Origin of the sequence: Planctomonas psychrotolerans (genome assembly GCF_008642235.1) — a bacterium.
In the GTDB taxonomy this organism is placed as follows: Bacteria; Actinomycetota; Actinomycetes; order Actinomycetales; family Microbacteriaceae; genus Planctomonas; species Planctomonas psychrotolerans.
Genome location: NZ_SJEV01000001.1, coordinates 2,706,047 through 2,720,858, shown reverse-complemented (window position 1 = coordinate 2,720,858; position 14,812 = coordinate 2,706,047). Strand labels below are relative to the sequence as shown.

Genomic DNA, 14,812 nt, shown 5'->3' with positions numbered 1-14,812 from the left:
CGATCACACGTGGGGAACGAAGTGCTGCCACGCCAGCCTCCGGTCGCCGCGCGGGTCGGACTCCACCCGGTCGACCGAGTCGAAGATGAGGGTGCTGCGCGTGTCCTCCTCGTACTCCGGCCAGGACTCGTCGACGCTGCCGTCCCGAGCGAACGACAGCCACACCCGTCGCATGCGGGCGCCGGCCGCGAGGAACGCGCGTCGCCCGCCGAGCACCGTCATCCCCCGGCCGAGCCAGTTGTCCATGCGGTCGAACAGCGCGTAGAGCTCGAGCCCGTGGGTGGCGTCGAGGCCCAGGATCTTCAGCAGGCGGGGTGCCACATCGAACCGGTAGAAGTGCACGGGAGCGAACCGCGAGTGCCGCTCGGCCACCTTCACCGTGGGATACCAGAACGAGTAGTCGCCGCCGAAGTCCAGCGCGGCACGCTTGGCGGGAAGCTTCGGATACTGGGCGACGATCTCGTCCTTCCCCACCTCGTCGGTGTTGGCGAACACCGCGGCGATCCGGTCGGGCGTCGTGGCCAGGATGTCGAGACGCCGGGTGAACAGCGACCCCTCACGATCATTGGTACCGATGATCAGCGGAACCCGTGCGGCCCGGCCCGCCTTGAAGGCGTCGAGCGGCCGCTCCGGCAGCACGTCGCCGTCGATCACGGGACACAGGCTGATCGTGCCGGGGTTCTCGTCGGGAGTGCGCAGCATGATGTCGTTCGTCACGGCGACGAGCGTGGACCAGCCGGTCGTGGTGATCAGTTCCGCGCCCGCCTCGGGGGTGATCTCGGCGGCACTTCTCCGGCCCCGCACGGTGCGGGCCAGGGTCGCGACGAACTCCTCGCCCCACCGCATGGTGAGCTCGGCCGGATAGACGGCATTCGGTGGCGGGCTCTGGGCGATGGCCCGGGCGAACAGTCCCGCCGCGGAGGGCACGGTCATGAGGGTCGTGACGGCGTTTCCGCCCGCCGATTCACCGAACAGCGTCACGTTGTCGGGGTCGCCGCCGAAGGCGAGGATGTTCTCCCGCACCCAGCGGAGGGCGGCGACCTGGTCGCGGAGGCCGAGGTTCGCCTCGATCGGCCGCTCGGGCGTGGAGTACCGACGGAAGTCGATATAGCCGAGTGCACCGAGGCGATAGTTGAAGCTCACGTACAGGACGCCGCCTTCGCGAACGAGCACCTCGCCCTGCTGGGGAGACTCGCGAGACGATCCGACGCTGTAGGCCCCGCCGTGGATGAACACCATGACCGGTCGCAGCTGCGCGGCTCGCGTGGCAGCGGAGGCGACGGGCGCGACGCCCGCGGGGGCGAGCACGTTGATCGTCAGGCAGTCCTCCCCCATGGGTGTGCCGTCGTCGGCGCCGAGAAACACGCCCGACCGCGACTGCGGCGCCACCTTGCCGAACTGCTCGGCGAAGCGCGCACCCTTCCAGGGGATGACGGGCTCGGGAGCACGGAACCGGCGCTCGCCCGTCGGCGGGGCCGCGTAGGGGATGCCGCGCCACGCCTCGACCGCGCGTTCGCGCACACCCCGCACCACGCCACCCGTGACCGTCACGTCCAGTTCGGACGGGCGATAGCTTCTGGCGGTCGTAGTCACCGTCCGATGGTAACGGGCTTCGATCTGTGCCGACTGCGGGAGGCTGCAGCGCGGGCCGGCCGGACTAGGACGGTCCGGCATCCTCCGCCATGGCCACCGCGGCCTCGATGCCGCCCCGCCACGGCTCGCCGTGACCCGGCAGCACCGTTCCCGCCTCAGTGTCGGCGAGCGCCCGGAGCGAGCGCAGGGCCTCGGCGCTGTCGGCGGTGGCGGCTCCGGACACGATCTGGGGACCGCGACTGCCGGTGTAGGGATTCAGGGTGACGAGGGCGTCTCCGGTGAGCAGGGCGTCCCGGTCCGGGAAGAACAGTGCGCTGTGGCCGAAGGTGTGGCCCGGGCTGAAGACGACGTGGGGACGGCCGGGGATGTCGACGGTGTCGCCGGGCTGCCAGCGATGGAGTCCGGTCACCCCCGGCACCGACAGCGCCCCGGCGCCGGCCATGCGCACCAGGATCGGCAGGGAGCGCGGATGCAGAAGCGGATACAGGAAGCGGTTCTTCTCGTGGTCGTAGCGATAGGGGTGCCGCGCGATGTACTCCTCGCGCTCGTGCGTCCAGATCGGGACGCCGAGATCGGCGGAGGCGTGGGCGGCGAATCCGAGGTGATCGAAGTGAGCGTGGGTGAGCGCGATTGCAACTACATCGGACGTGGTCCGGCCGAGCACTGCGAGGGCCCGCTCCACCAGCGGCCAGGTCGCCGGAAAGCCGGTGTCCACGATGGTGATGTCGGCCCCGTCCTCGACGAGATACACGTTCACGTACGCGTGCTCCAGACGGTGAATGCCCTCGGCCACGTTGCGGGTGAACACGGGCTGCCCGGTGCGTCGCCCCGTGATGGAGCGGGAAAGCAGGCTGTGAGTCATTCTCGACCTCTCGGGTGCGTCGCGGGAATTCCTGTCTGCAACGCTAGACCGAACGATGAAACGCTGCCCGACGCGACCGGGCGTCCGCCGGCGATCCCGCGCGATATGGCGCGGAACGAAGGCGCGCGCGCGTTCCCGTTGCACCGGTGGCACGGGACCTCCGGCGCCCGGATTGCTCGAGGCGCTCGCCGCGGCGGCCCTGTTGCGTTATGGCTCCCGGGCGTAGTGTCGGGGCATGACGAACAATGAACCGCTCCGCGGGAACCCCAGCAACGATCTGTCCGCCGACGGCACTGCCGGAACCACCGGTGCTGCCGCCCACCGCGCCTCCGGGGACGCGGTGCCCATCAATGCCGACGACCTCACTGTCACCGACGACAGCGGACTCGGCACGACGGGCTCGACCACCACTACCGACTCCCGGACCGTCAGCGACGACGTGAACACGAGCTCCTCCGCCGGGTCCGACCACGGGGACAACATCGGGTCGCTCGGCGATCCCGCTCACCCCTTCGATCAGACCAACGGCATCGTCGAAGGCCTGGAAGGCGACAGCGACGAGGCGGACGGCGACGACCCCACCCCCGCCTGACGCCGCACGAACAGGACACGGCCCCGCGGAAACGCGGGGCCGTGTCCAGTTCTCGCGTGGCAGCCGCTACAGTGCGACGGTCTCGTTGTCGCCGCCGGAGTACGGCTCGCCCGTGGCCTTCGCCTTGAGGAAGCTGATCACCGTGGCGAGCTTGCCCGGAGTGTCCCAGTACTCGGCGGTCTCCGAGGTCACCTTGACCAGACGCAGGCCGGGCGTCTCGGGACCATCCGGGAACCACGCCTCGACCACGGTGTTCCACAGCTCCTTCGATTTCGCGAGATCGTCGACGACGGTCGCGTTGCCGGAAATGGACACCCAGGCGCTCGATGAGCTGAACGACACGTTCACCTTGGTGTCCCGTCCGATCTCGGCCACCTTGCGCGAGCTCGCGTCGGTGAAGAACCAGAGATCGCCGTCGAACTCCACCTCCTGCACGGCCATGGGCCGGCTGACGAGCGAGCCGTCCGGCTCCACGGTCGTCAGCATCGCCGTTCGGATGTCCTTCACGAGTGCCGCGACCTTCTTCGCGCCGTCGTCCTGTGCCATGAGTGCTCCTTCGATCGTGGGGTGAATTGCCGGATGCCTCGACGCTACGCCGACTCACCCGCGTTGTTCACAGCGCGCGCACGTGGGGCGGGGGTGCGGAAGCTCCGGCTCGCGCGTATCCTCCGACCATGACGGACAACAGTGACAGCGACACGGTGAGCACCGGGCAGACTCCGGGCGTACAGGCCCACATGCCGGGCGAGGACACGGCGGGCCCCAGCGCCGCGGGAGTGGTGCCCGACGGCACCGCGACCGACACACTCGGCGACACCGATATCCCGGGCGAGAGCGGGCTCTCGTCGGCAGGCGACTCGGCGTCGGGGGACGACACGATTCCGGGTACCGACGTCTCCGTCGAGGACGGCGCCGTCGACGACTTCGACCCCGACGAGGCGGCGCAGGGCCACTCGTAGCGCGCCATAGCCAGGTCTCCGCCGCGGGCGTAGCGTCGAGCCATGACTAACGACGATCGCATCAATTCCGACCTCGGCGCAGAGATCGTTCCGGAGTACGACCCGGCGAGCGAGCGTGACACCGAGGGCAAGCAGGACGAGCCCCGCACCAGCGAGACCCTGGACGACCCGGAGGTCGAGTCGGAGGACGTGCAGGTCCTCCCCGGAACCGGCGGCCCGGACGACGTGGGCGAGGTCGAGGTCGACCCGTCCGAACTCAACATGAGCGGGGATTCCATCCCGGGACACCCGAAGCCCGAAGCCGGACGCTGAGCAGCGGCCCGACCGCGCGCGACGCACGCCGAACCCCCTCCCATCCATCGGACGACGAGAAGGCTGACACGATGACGGATTCGCACAATGCCGCACCCTATGCGGCGGACGACAACGGGAATGACGACCCGATCCTCGACGATGCGCGAGCCAGGGAGACGGTGACCAACGACGCCGTGGCCGGTGAGACGGTGCTCCCGAACGAGGCGGACGGAGAGGACGGCCCGATCGGCGGCATGCCGGGCGAGGCGCAGCCCACGTACGCGGACGGCGACCTGTCTCCGGAAGACGTGGACCTCGGCGACGAGGAGCCCTAGCGGAAGGCGACGCGGCTCAGCCCGCGGAGTCGCCGCTCATATCCAGCCGTTCGGGCAGCAGCATCGCCGTGGCGATCAGGTCCCGAAGTTGCGGCAGCACCTCATCCCGTAGCGCGTCGGCATCCACGTCGAGAATGCTGGCGACGGCGCCGAGGATGGCGCCGATCGTCAGTTCGCCGTCGCAGGCGCCGACGACCGCGGCGAGGGCGGTGTCGACCCGCAGGGAGCGGCCGAAGCCCGCACCCTGATGGAGGGTCAGCACGGTCGGATCCTCCTCACCCGGCCAGTAGTGCCGTTCCTCCGTGACGTCGGGGGCCACGGTCACGCGCTCGTGGGACAGGGCGTCGTCGTCGCGGGCCGCCAACCAGTCCCGGGCGGCGAGACACTCCGCGATGTGGTCCCCGAGCCCGGACGGGTTGTGGCCGAGTCCTCCCGCGAGGCGCTCGAACACCCGGATCGTCGGGGCGGCGTCCGCCCACGGTCGCCGCAGCGTGATGTAGCCGAATCCGACGGAGGTCACCCCGCGCTGCTCGAAGTCGTCGAGCCAGGCCGTGTACAGACGGGCGAATTCCGGTGTCCCGGGTTTCGTTCCGCCGTCGCGGATCCAGGTCTCGGCGTAGAGCGGCGCGTCCTGCACGTCACGTTCGATGATCCACGCATCCAGGCCCGTGCCGTCCAGCCATTCGGAAAGGCGGTCGAACGCGTCGCCGGTGCCGGAGTACTCCCAATTGCCGAGAATCTGAGCGACACCACCCTCGGTGAGGTGGTCGGCGGCGCCGCGTACCACCTCGCGCACGAGATCGTCGCCGATCATGCCTCCGTCGCGGTATTCGTACGAGGGAACGTCGGCGGCGCGCGGGGTGATGACGAACGGCGGGTTGGACACGATGTGGTCGAAGCGCTCCCCCGCCACGGGTGCATACAGGCTGCCCGTCCGCAGTTCGACGGTCCGGACGCCGTTGAGGCGGGTGTTCAGGTCGGCGATGCGGAGGGCGCGTTCCGAGATGTCCGTGGCCACCACGCGTACCGCATGCCGCGATGCGTGCAGCGCCTGGATGCCGCAGCCCGTGCCGAGGTCGAGTGCGCTGGCAACCGGTCGGCTCATCATCAATCCACTGAGGGTGGTGGACGCGCCCCCGATGCCGAGCACGTGATCCTCGTCCAGGGCGCCATCTCGCGCGATCTCACCGAGGTCGGAGACGACCCACCAGGCGCCGACGCCGTGCGCGTCGACGAAGCTGTAGGGCCGGAGGTCGGCGGCCGGATGCACGAGGTCGGCGTCACCGTTCGGGGCGGCGCCGGCACCCGTCCCGGCAACGCCACCGACGAGGCCGAGACGCTCGGCGCCCTCCCGTCCCAGAGTCGGCAGGGCGGTGTCGAGCTCGTCCGAAGGGACCGGCGCGTTGAGCACGAACAGGCGGGCCAGCGTGACGAGTGCCGGTGCCGAAGGGTGCTGAGCCTGCAGGGCCCGGAGCGCGGGTTCGACCCTGCCCCGGCCGAGCGCCGCGGCGGCGGCGGGACCCCAGAGGCTGGTCACCGCGTCGACGGTGAATCCCGCCCGGTCGAGATCCGCGGCGAGGCGTTCGATGTCGGCGGTCCGGGCGTTCGTATTCGTTCCTGGAGCGATCACCACCCCATTCAACCGGTCCGGCCGCGGTCGCCGCGCATCCGGCGGCGGGTCGCGGTGCGAGGACGGGTAGCGTGAGGGAATGCCCGCACCCGTGCTCATGCTGCTCAATCGTCCGTCGCTCGACGCCGACCCGCTGGACGCCGCGGCACCTCCCCACGCGAGCCTCGACCCGCGGTCGCCGTCCGTGAACGTGCTCGATCTGGGGGTGACGCGCGGCGACGGGATCTTCGAGACGATCAGCGTGGCATCCGGTCGACCCCAGGCGCTGGAGCCGCATCTCGCGCGGTTCGCACGGTCCGCGACGATGCTCGAGCTGCCCGCACCCGACCTCGACGCCTGGCGCGCGGCCATCCTCGCCGCCATCGACCAGCACGACCCGGTTCCGGAGGCCATGCTGAAGACCGTCCTCACCCGCGGCGTCGAGGGGGCGTCGGCACCGACCGGGTGGGTGTACCTCGAGCAGAGCGCCGACTTCCGGGCGGCGCGCGCCGAGGGCATCCGCGTGGTGACCCTGGACCGCGGCTACCCGAGCACCGTGCAGCAGAGCGCACCGTGGTTGCTGCAGGGCGCGAAGACCCTCTCCTACGCGGTGAACCGGGCGGCGCTCCGGGAGGCGGCACGCCGGGGAGCGGATGACGTGATCTTCACGACGACCGACGGATATGTGCTCGAGGGCCCCACCTCGACGCTGGTTCTGCGGGCCGGACGGGAACTGGTCACTCCGCCTACGGACTTCGGCATCCTCCCGGGCACAACCCAGGCCAGCATCTTCGAGTACGCCGAGTCGGTGGGGTTGGCCACCGCGGTGAAGCCGCTCACCCCTCGCGACCTCGCGACCTCGGATGCCGCCTGGCTGGTGTCGAGCGTGCGGCATGCCGCGCCGATCCGCGAGCTCGACGGCGTCGCCCGCGACATCGATACGGCGCTCACGGGCGACATCAACGCCCACCTCCTGGCGCGGGTGACCTGACCCTCCCCCGGCGGGGCGTACCGTGGAGGGAACGCGCGACCGGAAGGAGGATGCCAGTGACGACGCGTCGTTTGATCAGCCTCGAGCTGCTGCGCCAGGAGGCCCGCGACGAACTGCAGGTCGTCATCGACATCCGGTGCCGCCAGGGTGATGACCCCTGGGACTTCATGTGGCAGCTTCCCACCGTGGACGAGCAGGTGGTGGCCACCCTTCGCGCGGACGCACTGGCCGAGGGCGAACTCCAGCTGGAACGCGCCCGAGCTCACCATCCGACCGCGTCGGCACAGCACGCCCGGGACTTCGAGTACCGCGTGCTGCGCCAGATCGCGCTCGACTTCCCGCCGCTGTCCACGGCGGTGTGGCGGATGCTCGGCCGGGTTGAACGACCCGCGGAGTAAGTGGAGTAAGGCGGCGCGGGCGGGGTCCGTTCCCGTGCCGGTCAGTCCTTGAGCGGGTCGTTCCCCCAGTTCATCAGCGAGTAGCGCCACTTGGAGTGCTCCACGTCGTGGGCGGGACCCTGCGCGCGGTGGCGGTGCACGTAACCGACGACCTTGCGCATCCACTCCACGTCCGACTCGGTGAGCTCGCCCTTCTTCTTGTCGAGGATGTCGACGATGCGGCGCCCGGACTTGTGTCCCGTGGACTCGCCCTCCCCGCCGGTGTCGCCCACCGATGTCGACTCCTCGGTGTCGAGCCACTTCTGCAGTTCGCTGCGGGTCATGTTCACGGCCTCCGACCAATCGTCCCAGACGTCGTCGAGCCCCTTCGCGTATTCAGCCATGGCGCCACGCTACGCCGACGCGCCGGCGATCGCCGCGGTCCGTCGACCGTCGGCGCCGCGCTCGCGGACGGCACCTCCGCACGGAAGGAAATATTTCCTTGCGTCATGGCGGATGAGTTCTAGGCTGGGCACTGGCGGGTGACACCGTGAAGCGACATCGATGGGGATGGGACGGTCCGACATGGAACCGATACGACAACGTTCACTGAGCCGGCGTCAATTGTTCGGCCTCGGCGCCGGCGCTGCGGCGACCGCGGCGCTCTCGTCCTGTGCGACTCCCGGTGCGGTTTCGGTGAACTCCCTCGACGTCATCCCCGCGATCGCCGAGGGCGAGACCGTCACTCTCACCTACTGGTCGTGGCTCAAGGACCTGCAGAACGTGGCCGACGTCTGGAACGCGCAGAACCCGCGGATCCAGGTGGAGGCGGTGTGGATCCAGGGTGGTAACAGCGGTGGATACCAGAAGATGTATTCCGCACTCGCCGCCGGAGGAGGCCCCGACATCGGGCAGGTGGAGCTCCGGCAGGTTCCGGAGTTCCTGCTGCAGAACGGTCTCGTCGACCTGAGCCGGTACGGCGCCGAGGAGTACGCCGACCGCTACGACGCGGGACTGTGGAGCCAGGTGCAGTTCAACGACGGTGTCTTCGGCATACCTCAGGACTCCGGACCGATGGCGTTCTACTACCAGACCGAGCCCCTGGAGCAGATCGGCGCCACTCCTCCCGCCACCTGGGACGAATGGGCGGCGCTCTCGGCCGAGGTCCGCACCCTCGGACCCGACACCTATCTCGACACGTTCCCGGTCGCCGACGCGTCGGTCTTCACCGCCTACGCCACTCAGGCGGGAGCCGTGTGGTTCGACACCGAGGGCGACGAGTGGATCATCGACATGACCGACGACGCGACGGTGATGGTCGCCGAGTTCTTCGACCGGGCGATCGACGAGGACATCGTCAACACGTCGTTCGGCGCCTATTCGCCGCCGTGGTACGCGGCCGCCTCGGACGGGAAGATCCTCGCCGTCACGAGCGCCTCCTGGGGCGATGCACTGGTGCAGAGCGTGAGCGGCGGGGAGGGCAAATGGCGGGTGGCCCCGATGCAGACCTGGGGCGACACCGGCTTCGGGTCGACGTACCTCGGCGGATCGACCGCCGCGGTGCTCGCCAACAGTCCGCACCCGAAGGAGGCACTCGACTTCATCGTGTGGATGACCACCTCGCCGGAGGGGATTGACGCCATGATCGCGAATTCGGGCATCGGCTGGTCGCCCGCCACCGACTACATCGGTGAACTGAGGCAGCAGCCCAGCGAGTTCTTCAGCGGACAGAACTACAACGAGGAGGTGTTCGTGCCCATGGCGCAGCAGCAGAATCTCGACTGGGTGTGGTCGCCCCTCACGCAGTACACGTTGAACGCGCTGGGGGACGGGTTCCGAAAGAAGCTGACCAGCGGACAGACCCTCGTCGACACGCTGTCCATCGTTCAGCGCGACGTGGCGGCCGCGTTCCGCAACAAGGGGCTCACCGTTCGGGTGGCGGGCCAGTGAGCGCCGACCGCGCGTCCGGCTCGTCGGCCGGCCGCAGCGCGAGCACCGTCACCGCCCCGCGCCCGGCGGTCACGACCGGTCCGCAGGGCCCACGGTCCCGTCCGGGTGGGCGGAACGGATCGATGCAGAGGGCGCCGTGGATCCTCCTCGCCCCCTTCCTCGCCCTGTTCATCCTCACCTTCATCCTCCCGATCCTGTCCGCCGTCGCCACGAGCTTCACCAGCGTGCAACGCCAGGGACTGTTCGGCGAGGACGGCATCACGAACTCCTTCGCAGGATTCGACAATTACGCGCAGGCCCTCTCCGACTCGAGCTTCACCGCGTCGATCGGCAGGGTGCTGCTGTTCGGCATCGTGCAGGTGCCGGTCATGATCGTGCTGTGCACCGTGCTCGCACTGCTGCTCGAGTCGGCGAGCGCCCGCTGGCCGCAATTCTTCCGGGCCGCGTACTTCATGCCGTACGGGGTGCCCGGCGTCATCGCGACCATCCTGTGGGGCTTCCTCTACATCCCGGGCCTCAGCCCGGTGCTCGACATCGCGGGCGCCATGGGGCTCGACATCGACTTCCTCGGCCCCGACACCGTGCTCTGGTCGATCGCCAACATCGTGACCTGGACCTACACCGGCTACAACATGCTGATCATCATCGCGCAGCTGAAGTCCATCCCCGGCGAGATCTACGAGGCCGCCCGGGTCGACGGAGCGGGCAGCTGGAAGATCGCCTGGTCCATTCAGCTTCCGCTCATCCGGCCCGCGCTGATCCTCGCGACCGTATTCTCGATCATCGGCACGCTGCAGCTCTTCTCCGAGCCGCTCGTGCTGCAGACCTCGTCGCCCGCGATCGACAGCCAGTACACGCCGAACCTCAGCGCCTACACGAACGCCTTCGCGTTCAACAACTACGGCATCGCATCCGCGCAGGCGGTGATCATCGCGCTCGCGGCGTTCGTCCTGTCGTTCGCGTTCCTCGCGATCGTCAACAGAACGTCCCGCGCGGACAAGGAAGGCGCCTGACCATGACGACAACGCTTCGCCCGCCGTCGGACGCGACGCCGAACCCGAACCCCGCCTCGGATCCGGCGGTCGACATCGCCCCCGCCAAGCACAGGGGGAACACGGTCGGTGTCGGCAGCAGCAGGACGTCGACGATTATCGTGACCGGTATCCTCGTCGTCGTCGCGATCTACTTCCTCGTGCCCATCTACTACGTGGTCATCGCGGCGACGAAGACCACCGAGGACCTCTTCGCCACCAACGGGTTCCTCCTCGCACCCACGTTCAACCTGTGGGAGAACCTGCGGCTGGTCTTCACCTACGACGGCGGCATCTTCGTGCGCTGGTTCATGAACAGCGTGCTCTACGCGGGTGTCGGGGCGCTCCTCGCCACCTACTTCGCCGCCGCCGGCGGGTACGCGCTGGCGAAGTACGAATTCCGCGGCAAGAACATCGTCTACGGCACCGTGCTCGGCGGGGTGCTCGTGCCCGGAACCGCGACCGCGCTCCCCCTGTTCCTGCTGTTCAGCCAGATGGGGATCTCGAACACCTACTGGAGCGTGCTGATTCCCTCGCTGGTCTCGCCGTTCGGCCTCTTCCTCTGCCGCATCTACGCGCAGGCATCGGTCGACAACTCGGTGATCGAGTCCGGACGGATCGACGGAGCAGGCGAGCTGCGGATCTTCCACACTCTGGGGCTCCGGGCCATGACCCCCGCCCTCGTCACCGTGTTCCTGTTCCAGCTCGTCGGCATCTGGAACAACTTCTTCCTGCCCCTCATCATGCTGGCCGACAGCAAGCTCTACCCCATCACTCTGGGGCTGAACAACTGGCGCAGCCAGGTCGACCGACTGCCCGAGTTCTACCAGCTCACCACCGGCGGGGTGCTCGTCTCGATCATCCCCTTGATCGTGGCGATGATCGTGCTGCAGCGGTACTGGCGCGGTGGCCTGACCGACGGCGCTGTCAAGGGTTAGCGCGTCGTTTCTCCTCGGTGGCATTCGCCACGTATCCTTTCGGCGCGGCCTCCGTGCGCCGCGAGTCGATCCACCGCACCACCAGCGAATGGTTAGCCCGTGCCTCCCCTGCCCTACTTCGAAGACGTCGCGCCGGGCTCCGGCCTTCGCTCCCCCGCCCGCTCCTGGCTGAAGAGCGACGCGCCGTCGCTTCCGCTGAACGGGGAGTGGCGGTTCCGGCTCTCCCCGACCGCACGGCTCGATGACTCGATCGCCGATCCGACCTTCGACGACTCGGACTGGGACACGTTGCCCGTCCCCTCGCACTGGGTGCTGCACGGCGACGGTGCGTACGGCGCACCGGCCTACACCAACGTGCAGTACCCCTTCCCCATCGACCCGCCACGGGTCCCCGACGAGAACCCCACCGGCGACCACCGACGGTCCTTCACCCTGCCCGAGCTGTGGGAGTCCATGGAGCGGGTGCTGCTGCGCTTCGACGGCGTGGAATCCACCTACCGGGTGTGGCTGAACGGCTCCGAGGTCGGCGTCGGCACGGGCAGTCGCCTCGTGCAGGAATTCGATGTGACCTCCCTCGTGCGGTCCGGCGACAACGTGCTCGTCGTACGGGTGCACCAGTGGTCCGCGGCCAGCTACCTCGAGGACCAGGACCAGTGGTGGATGCCCGGCATCTTCCGCGACGTCACACTGCTCGGCCGACCGGCCGGTGGCATCGACGATGTGTGGGTGCGCTCGGAGTTCGCCCACGAGAGCGGTGCAGGACTCGTCACGGTGGAACTGACGGCCGCACCGAGTGCGTTCCCCGTCACCCTCTCGGTCCCCGAACTCAACGTGAGCACCACCTGGAACGGGCCCGAGGACGTGGCCCCCGTGCTCGTGGACGCGGTGGACCCGTGGAGCGCCGAATCGCCTCGCCTGTACGCCGCAACGATGGCGAGCGCGGCGGAGACGGTCGAGCTCCGCCTCGGTTTCCGTTCGGTGCTCATCGAGGGCGACGTCTTCACGGTGAACGGCCGTCGCGTGGTCTTCCACGGCGTGAACCGGCACGAAACGCACCCCGAGCGCGGACGCGTGTTCGACGAGGAGCACGCGCGCGCCGACATGGCGCAGATGAAGCGGCACAACGTGAACGCCATCCGCACCAGTCACTATCCGCCGCACCCCCGCGTGCTCGACCTCGCGGACGAGCTCGGCTTCTGGGTCATCGACGAGTGCGACCTCGAGACCCACGGCTTCGTGTACCTCGACTGGGCCGGCAACCCGAGCGACGACCCCCAGTGGGAGGCCGCCTACCTCGACCGCATCGAGCGCACGGTGGAGAGGGACAAGAACCATCCGTCGATCGTCATCTGGTCGCTCGGCAACGAGGCGGGCACCGGGCGGAACCTCGCGGCGATGGCGCAGTGGGTGCACCGCCGCGACGCCGGTCGGCCGGTGCACTACGAGGGCGACCACCAGGGCGCGTACACCGACATCTACTCCCGGATGTACTCGAACCTGCAGGAGACGGAGTCGATCGGCAGCGACGAGCTCCCGGGCGAACTCCTCGACGCCTCGCCCGCCGAGGCGGCACGGCTGCGCAGCCGGCCCTTCCTGCTCTGCGAGTACGCGCACGCCATGGGGAACGGGCCGGGCGCCCTCAGCGAGTACGAGGCGCTGGTCGACCGGTACCCGCGACTGCACGGGGGGTTCATCTGGGAGTGGCGGGATCACGGCGTTCTCACGACCACCCCCGACGGCACGCCGTTCTACGGGTACGGCGGCGACTTCGGCGAGGTGGTGCACGACGGGAACTTCGTCATGGACGGACTCGTGCTGCCCGACGACACCGCGACGCCCGGTCTCATCGAGTTCGCCGCCGTCGCGCAGCCGATCCGCTTCGGGAGCCTGCTCGGCACGACGGACGACGCCGACGGCCATCTGCTCGAGGTGACGAACGCGTACCACTCCCTGGACACCTCGCACCTCGAGTTCTCCTGGACGCTGGAGCAGGACGGAGCCGTCGTCGACGGCGACGGATTCGACATGCCGGTCATCGCCGCGGGCGAGACCGGCATGGCCACGCTCGCCGAGGCGCTGGAGCAGGTCATGCCCCCGCTCCCGGAGGGCTCGCCGCTCGCGAACGCGAAGTTCGGCGAGCTGTGGATCACCGTGCGCGCCTCGCTGGTGCGGGACATGCCGTGGGCGAAGGCCGGTCACGTGGTGGCGGTGGCGCAGTTCGACGTGACGCCCCAGATCCGCGCCGCGTCGTTCCCCGCCCAGGTGATGCCGGCGTCCCCGACCTCGCCGCCCTCTTCGATGCCGTCCGGGCCGACGACCTCGTCCGCGGTGACCGGCACCATCGGCGCCGTGCTCCGGTCCGGCACGCACCGGCTCGGTGATGCCGAGTTCGACCTGACCACGGGGTCACTGATCCGCCTCGGGCGCACGGAGGTCCGCGGACCGAGACTCGAGCTGTGGCGCGCTCCCACGGACAACGACCGGGGGGCGAGCGGTGGCTCCTACGAGCTCGCGGACCCCGCGCTGACCTTCGGTGCCGGGTCCCCCGGCCCGTCGTCCGAGGCTCGATGGCGGGCCGCCGGCCTCGACCGGCTCGTGCACCGCGTGGAGGGTGTCGTCGCCGACGAGACCTCGCTCACCACGACGGTGCGCGTCTCCGCGGCCAACAGCGGCCACGGCGTCGACGTCACCTACCGGTGGACCCTCGACTCCGACGGGGTCCAGCTCCGCGTGGAGGTGGTGCCCACCCCCGACTGGTCGGTCACCTGGCCGCGCGTGGGGGTGCGCTTCGACCTGCCGGCCGACCTCACCACGGCCTCCTGGTTCGGCACCGGGCCGCACGAGTCGTACCCCGACAGCAGGCGGGCCGCCCTCGTCGGTCGGCACACGTCGGCGATCGACGACCTCGGCGTCGTGTACTCGCGACCGCAGGAGACGGGTCACCGCAGTGCCCTGCGCGAACTCGTGGTGGGCGACCGCACCGGGAGCCGGATCGCCGTCTGCACCTTCGCGGACACGTCCGGGCACCGCGCCGGCTTCACGCTCAGTCGCTACACGCCGCACGAGCTCGACGCGGCACGTCACCCGCACGAACTGCCGCCGAGCGACCACGTGTACCTGTACCTCGACGAACGCCAGCACGGGCTCGGATCCCGCGCGTGCGGCATCGACGTGCTTCCCGAGCACGCCAACTGGCCGAGCGCCCGGGTGTTCGAAATCCACCTGAGCGACGCATCCGACGATGAGCAGCACGCGTGACGTGTCCCCAGCCCGGGAAAGGT

15 protein-coding genes are annotated in these 14,812 nt (G+C 69.4%); 10 read left to right on the top strand and 5 right to left on the bottom strand.

All coding sequences use genetic code 11. The annotated features are described in order from the left end of the window. Positions 1-3: 3 nt before the first annotated feature. A complete protein-coding gene (locus tag EY822_RS12525) occupies positions 4-1,593 on the bottom strand; it encodes a carboxylesterase/lipase family protein (protein ID WP_227497264.1) in 1,590 nt (529 codons plus the stop codon). 64 nt (positions 1,594-1,657) lie between these two features. Beyond that, the gene (locus EY822_RS12520) at positions 1,658-2,455 is read right to left on the bottom strand and encodes an MBL fold metallo-hydrolase (protein WP_227497263.1); all 798 of its coding nucleotides are present in this window, start codon (positions 2,453-2,455) and stop codon (positions 1,658-1,660) included. A 235-nt stretch (positions 2,456-2,690) separates the two neighbouring features. Here EY822_RS12520 and EY822_RS15485 point away from each other — a divergent pair, with 235 nt between their 5' ends. Next, a complete protein-coding gene (locus EY822_RS15485) occupies positions 2,691-3,047 on the top strand; it encodes a hypothetical protein (RefSeq protein WP_227497262.1) in 357 nt (118 codons plus the stop codon). A gap of 66 nt (positions 3,048-3,113) precedes the next feature. Here the strand turns inward: EY822_RS15485 and EY822_RS12510 are convergent, their stop codons facing one another. After that, positions 3,114-3,593 (bottom strand): pyridoxamine 5'-phosphate oxidase family protein, encoded by a 480-nt coding sequence (locus EY822_RS12510; protein ID WP_150308554.1) that lies wholly within the window; start codon positions 3,591-3,593, stop codon positions 3,114-3,116. A gap of 128 nt (positions 3,594-3,721) precedes the next feature. On the opposite strand from EY822_RS12510, the gene EY822_RS12505 reads away from it, so the two are divergent. The 3 genes from EY822_RS12505 (at position 3,722) to EY822_RS12495 (ending at position 4,635) form a co-directional block, all read left to right on the top strand. Further along, complete coding sequence (locus tag EY822_RS12505) at positions 3,722-4,006, top strand: hypothetical protein (RefSeq protein WP_150308553.1); 285 nt, start codon at positions 3,722-3,724, stop codon at positions 4,004-4,006. A gap of 42 nt (positions 4,007-4,048) precedes the next feature. Further along, positions 4,049-4,318, top strand: coding sequence for a hypothetical protein (locus tag EY822_RS12500; RefSeq protein ID WP_150308552.1), 270 nt, complete (start codon positions 4,049-4,051; stop codon positions 4,316-4,318). Between the two features lie 71 nt (positions 4,319-4,389). Next, on the top strand, positions 4,390-4,635 hold the full coding sequence (locus tag EY822_RS12495; protein WP_150308551.1) for a hypothetical protein: 246 nt from the start codon (positions 4,390-4,392) through the stop codon (positions 4,633-4,635). A gap of 16 nt (positions 4,636-4,651) precedes the next feature. On the opposite strand, the gene EY822_RS12490 is transcribed toward EY822_RS12495, so the two are convergent. Beyond that, entirely contained in the window at positions 4,652-6,265 is a 1,614-nt protein-coding gene (locus EY822_RS12490; RefSeq protein ID WP_227497261.1) for a DUF7059 domain-containing protein, read from the bottom strand. Positions 6,266-6,344: 79 nt separating this feature from the next. Here EY822_RS12490 and EY822_RS12485 point away from each other — a divergent pair, with 79 nt between their 5' ends. Both EY822_RS12485 and EY822_RS12480 read left to right on the top strand, forming a co-directional pair. Further along, positions 6,345-7,235 carry an aminodeoxychorismate lyase gene (locus tag EY822_RS12485; protein WP_150308549.1) on the top strand — a complete coding sequence of 297 codons (891 nt, stop codon included), beginning with the start codon at positions 6,345-6,347 and terminating at the stop codon, positions 7,233-7,235. Positions 7,236-7,285: 50 nt separating this feature from the next. Continuing rightward, positions 7,286-7,633, top strand: a complete 348-nt coding sequence (locus tag EY822_RS12480; RefSeq protein ID WP_150308548.1) for a hypothetical protein — start codon at positions 7,286-7,288, stop codon at positions 7,631-7,633. A 41-nt stretch (positions 7,634-7,674) separates the two neighbouring features. On the opposite strand, the gene EY822_RS12475 is transcribed toward EY822_RS12480, so the two are convergent. After that, positions 7,675-8,016: a DUF3140 domain-containing protein gene (locus tag EY822_RS12475; RefSeq protein WP_150308547.1), complete on the bottom strand. Its 342-nt coding sequence runs from the start codon at positions 8,014-8,016 to the stop codon at positions 7,675-7,677. 181 nt (positions 8,017-8,197) lie between these two features. On the opposite strand from EY822_RS12475, the gene EY822_RS12470 reads away from it, so the two are divergent. The 4 genes from EY822_RS12470 (at position 8,198) to EY822_RS12455 (ending at position 14,789) form a co-directional block, all read left to right on the top strand. After that, positions 8,198-9,562 carry an ABC transporter substrate-binding protein gene (locus EY822_RS12470; protein ID WP_150308546.1) on the top strand — a complete coding sequence of 455 codons (1,365 nt, stop codon included), beginning with the start codon at positions 8,198-8,200 and terminating at the stop codon, positions 9,560-9,562. A gap of 122 nt (positions 9,563-9,684) precedes the next feature. Then, the gene (locus EY822_RS12465; RefSeq protein ID WP_150308936.1) at positions 9,685-10,575 is read left to right on the top strand and encodes a carbohydrate ABC transporter permease; all 891 of its coding nucleotides are present in this window, start codon (positions 9,685-9,687) and stop codon (positions 10,573-10,575) included. Positions 10,576-10,577: 2 nt separating this feature from the next. Beyond that, a complete protein-coding gene (locus EY822_RS12460) occupies positions 10,578-11,531 on the top strand; it encodes a carbohydrate ABC transporter permease (RefSeq protein ID WP_150308545.1) in 954 nt (317 codons plus the stop codon). 108 nt (positions 11,532-11,639) lie between these two features. Continuing rightward, positions 11,640-14,789 (top strand): glycoside hydrolase family 2 TIM barrel-domain containing protein, encoded by a 3,150-nt coding sequence (locus EY822_RS12455; protein ID WP_227497333.1) that lies wholly within the window; start codon positions 11,640-11,642, stop codon positions 14,787-14,789. Positions 14,790-14,812: the final 23 nt, after the last annotated feature.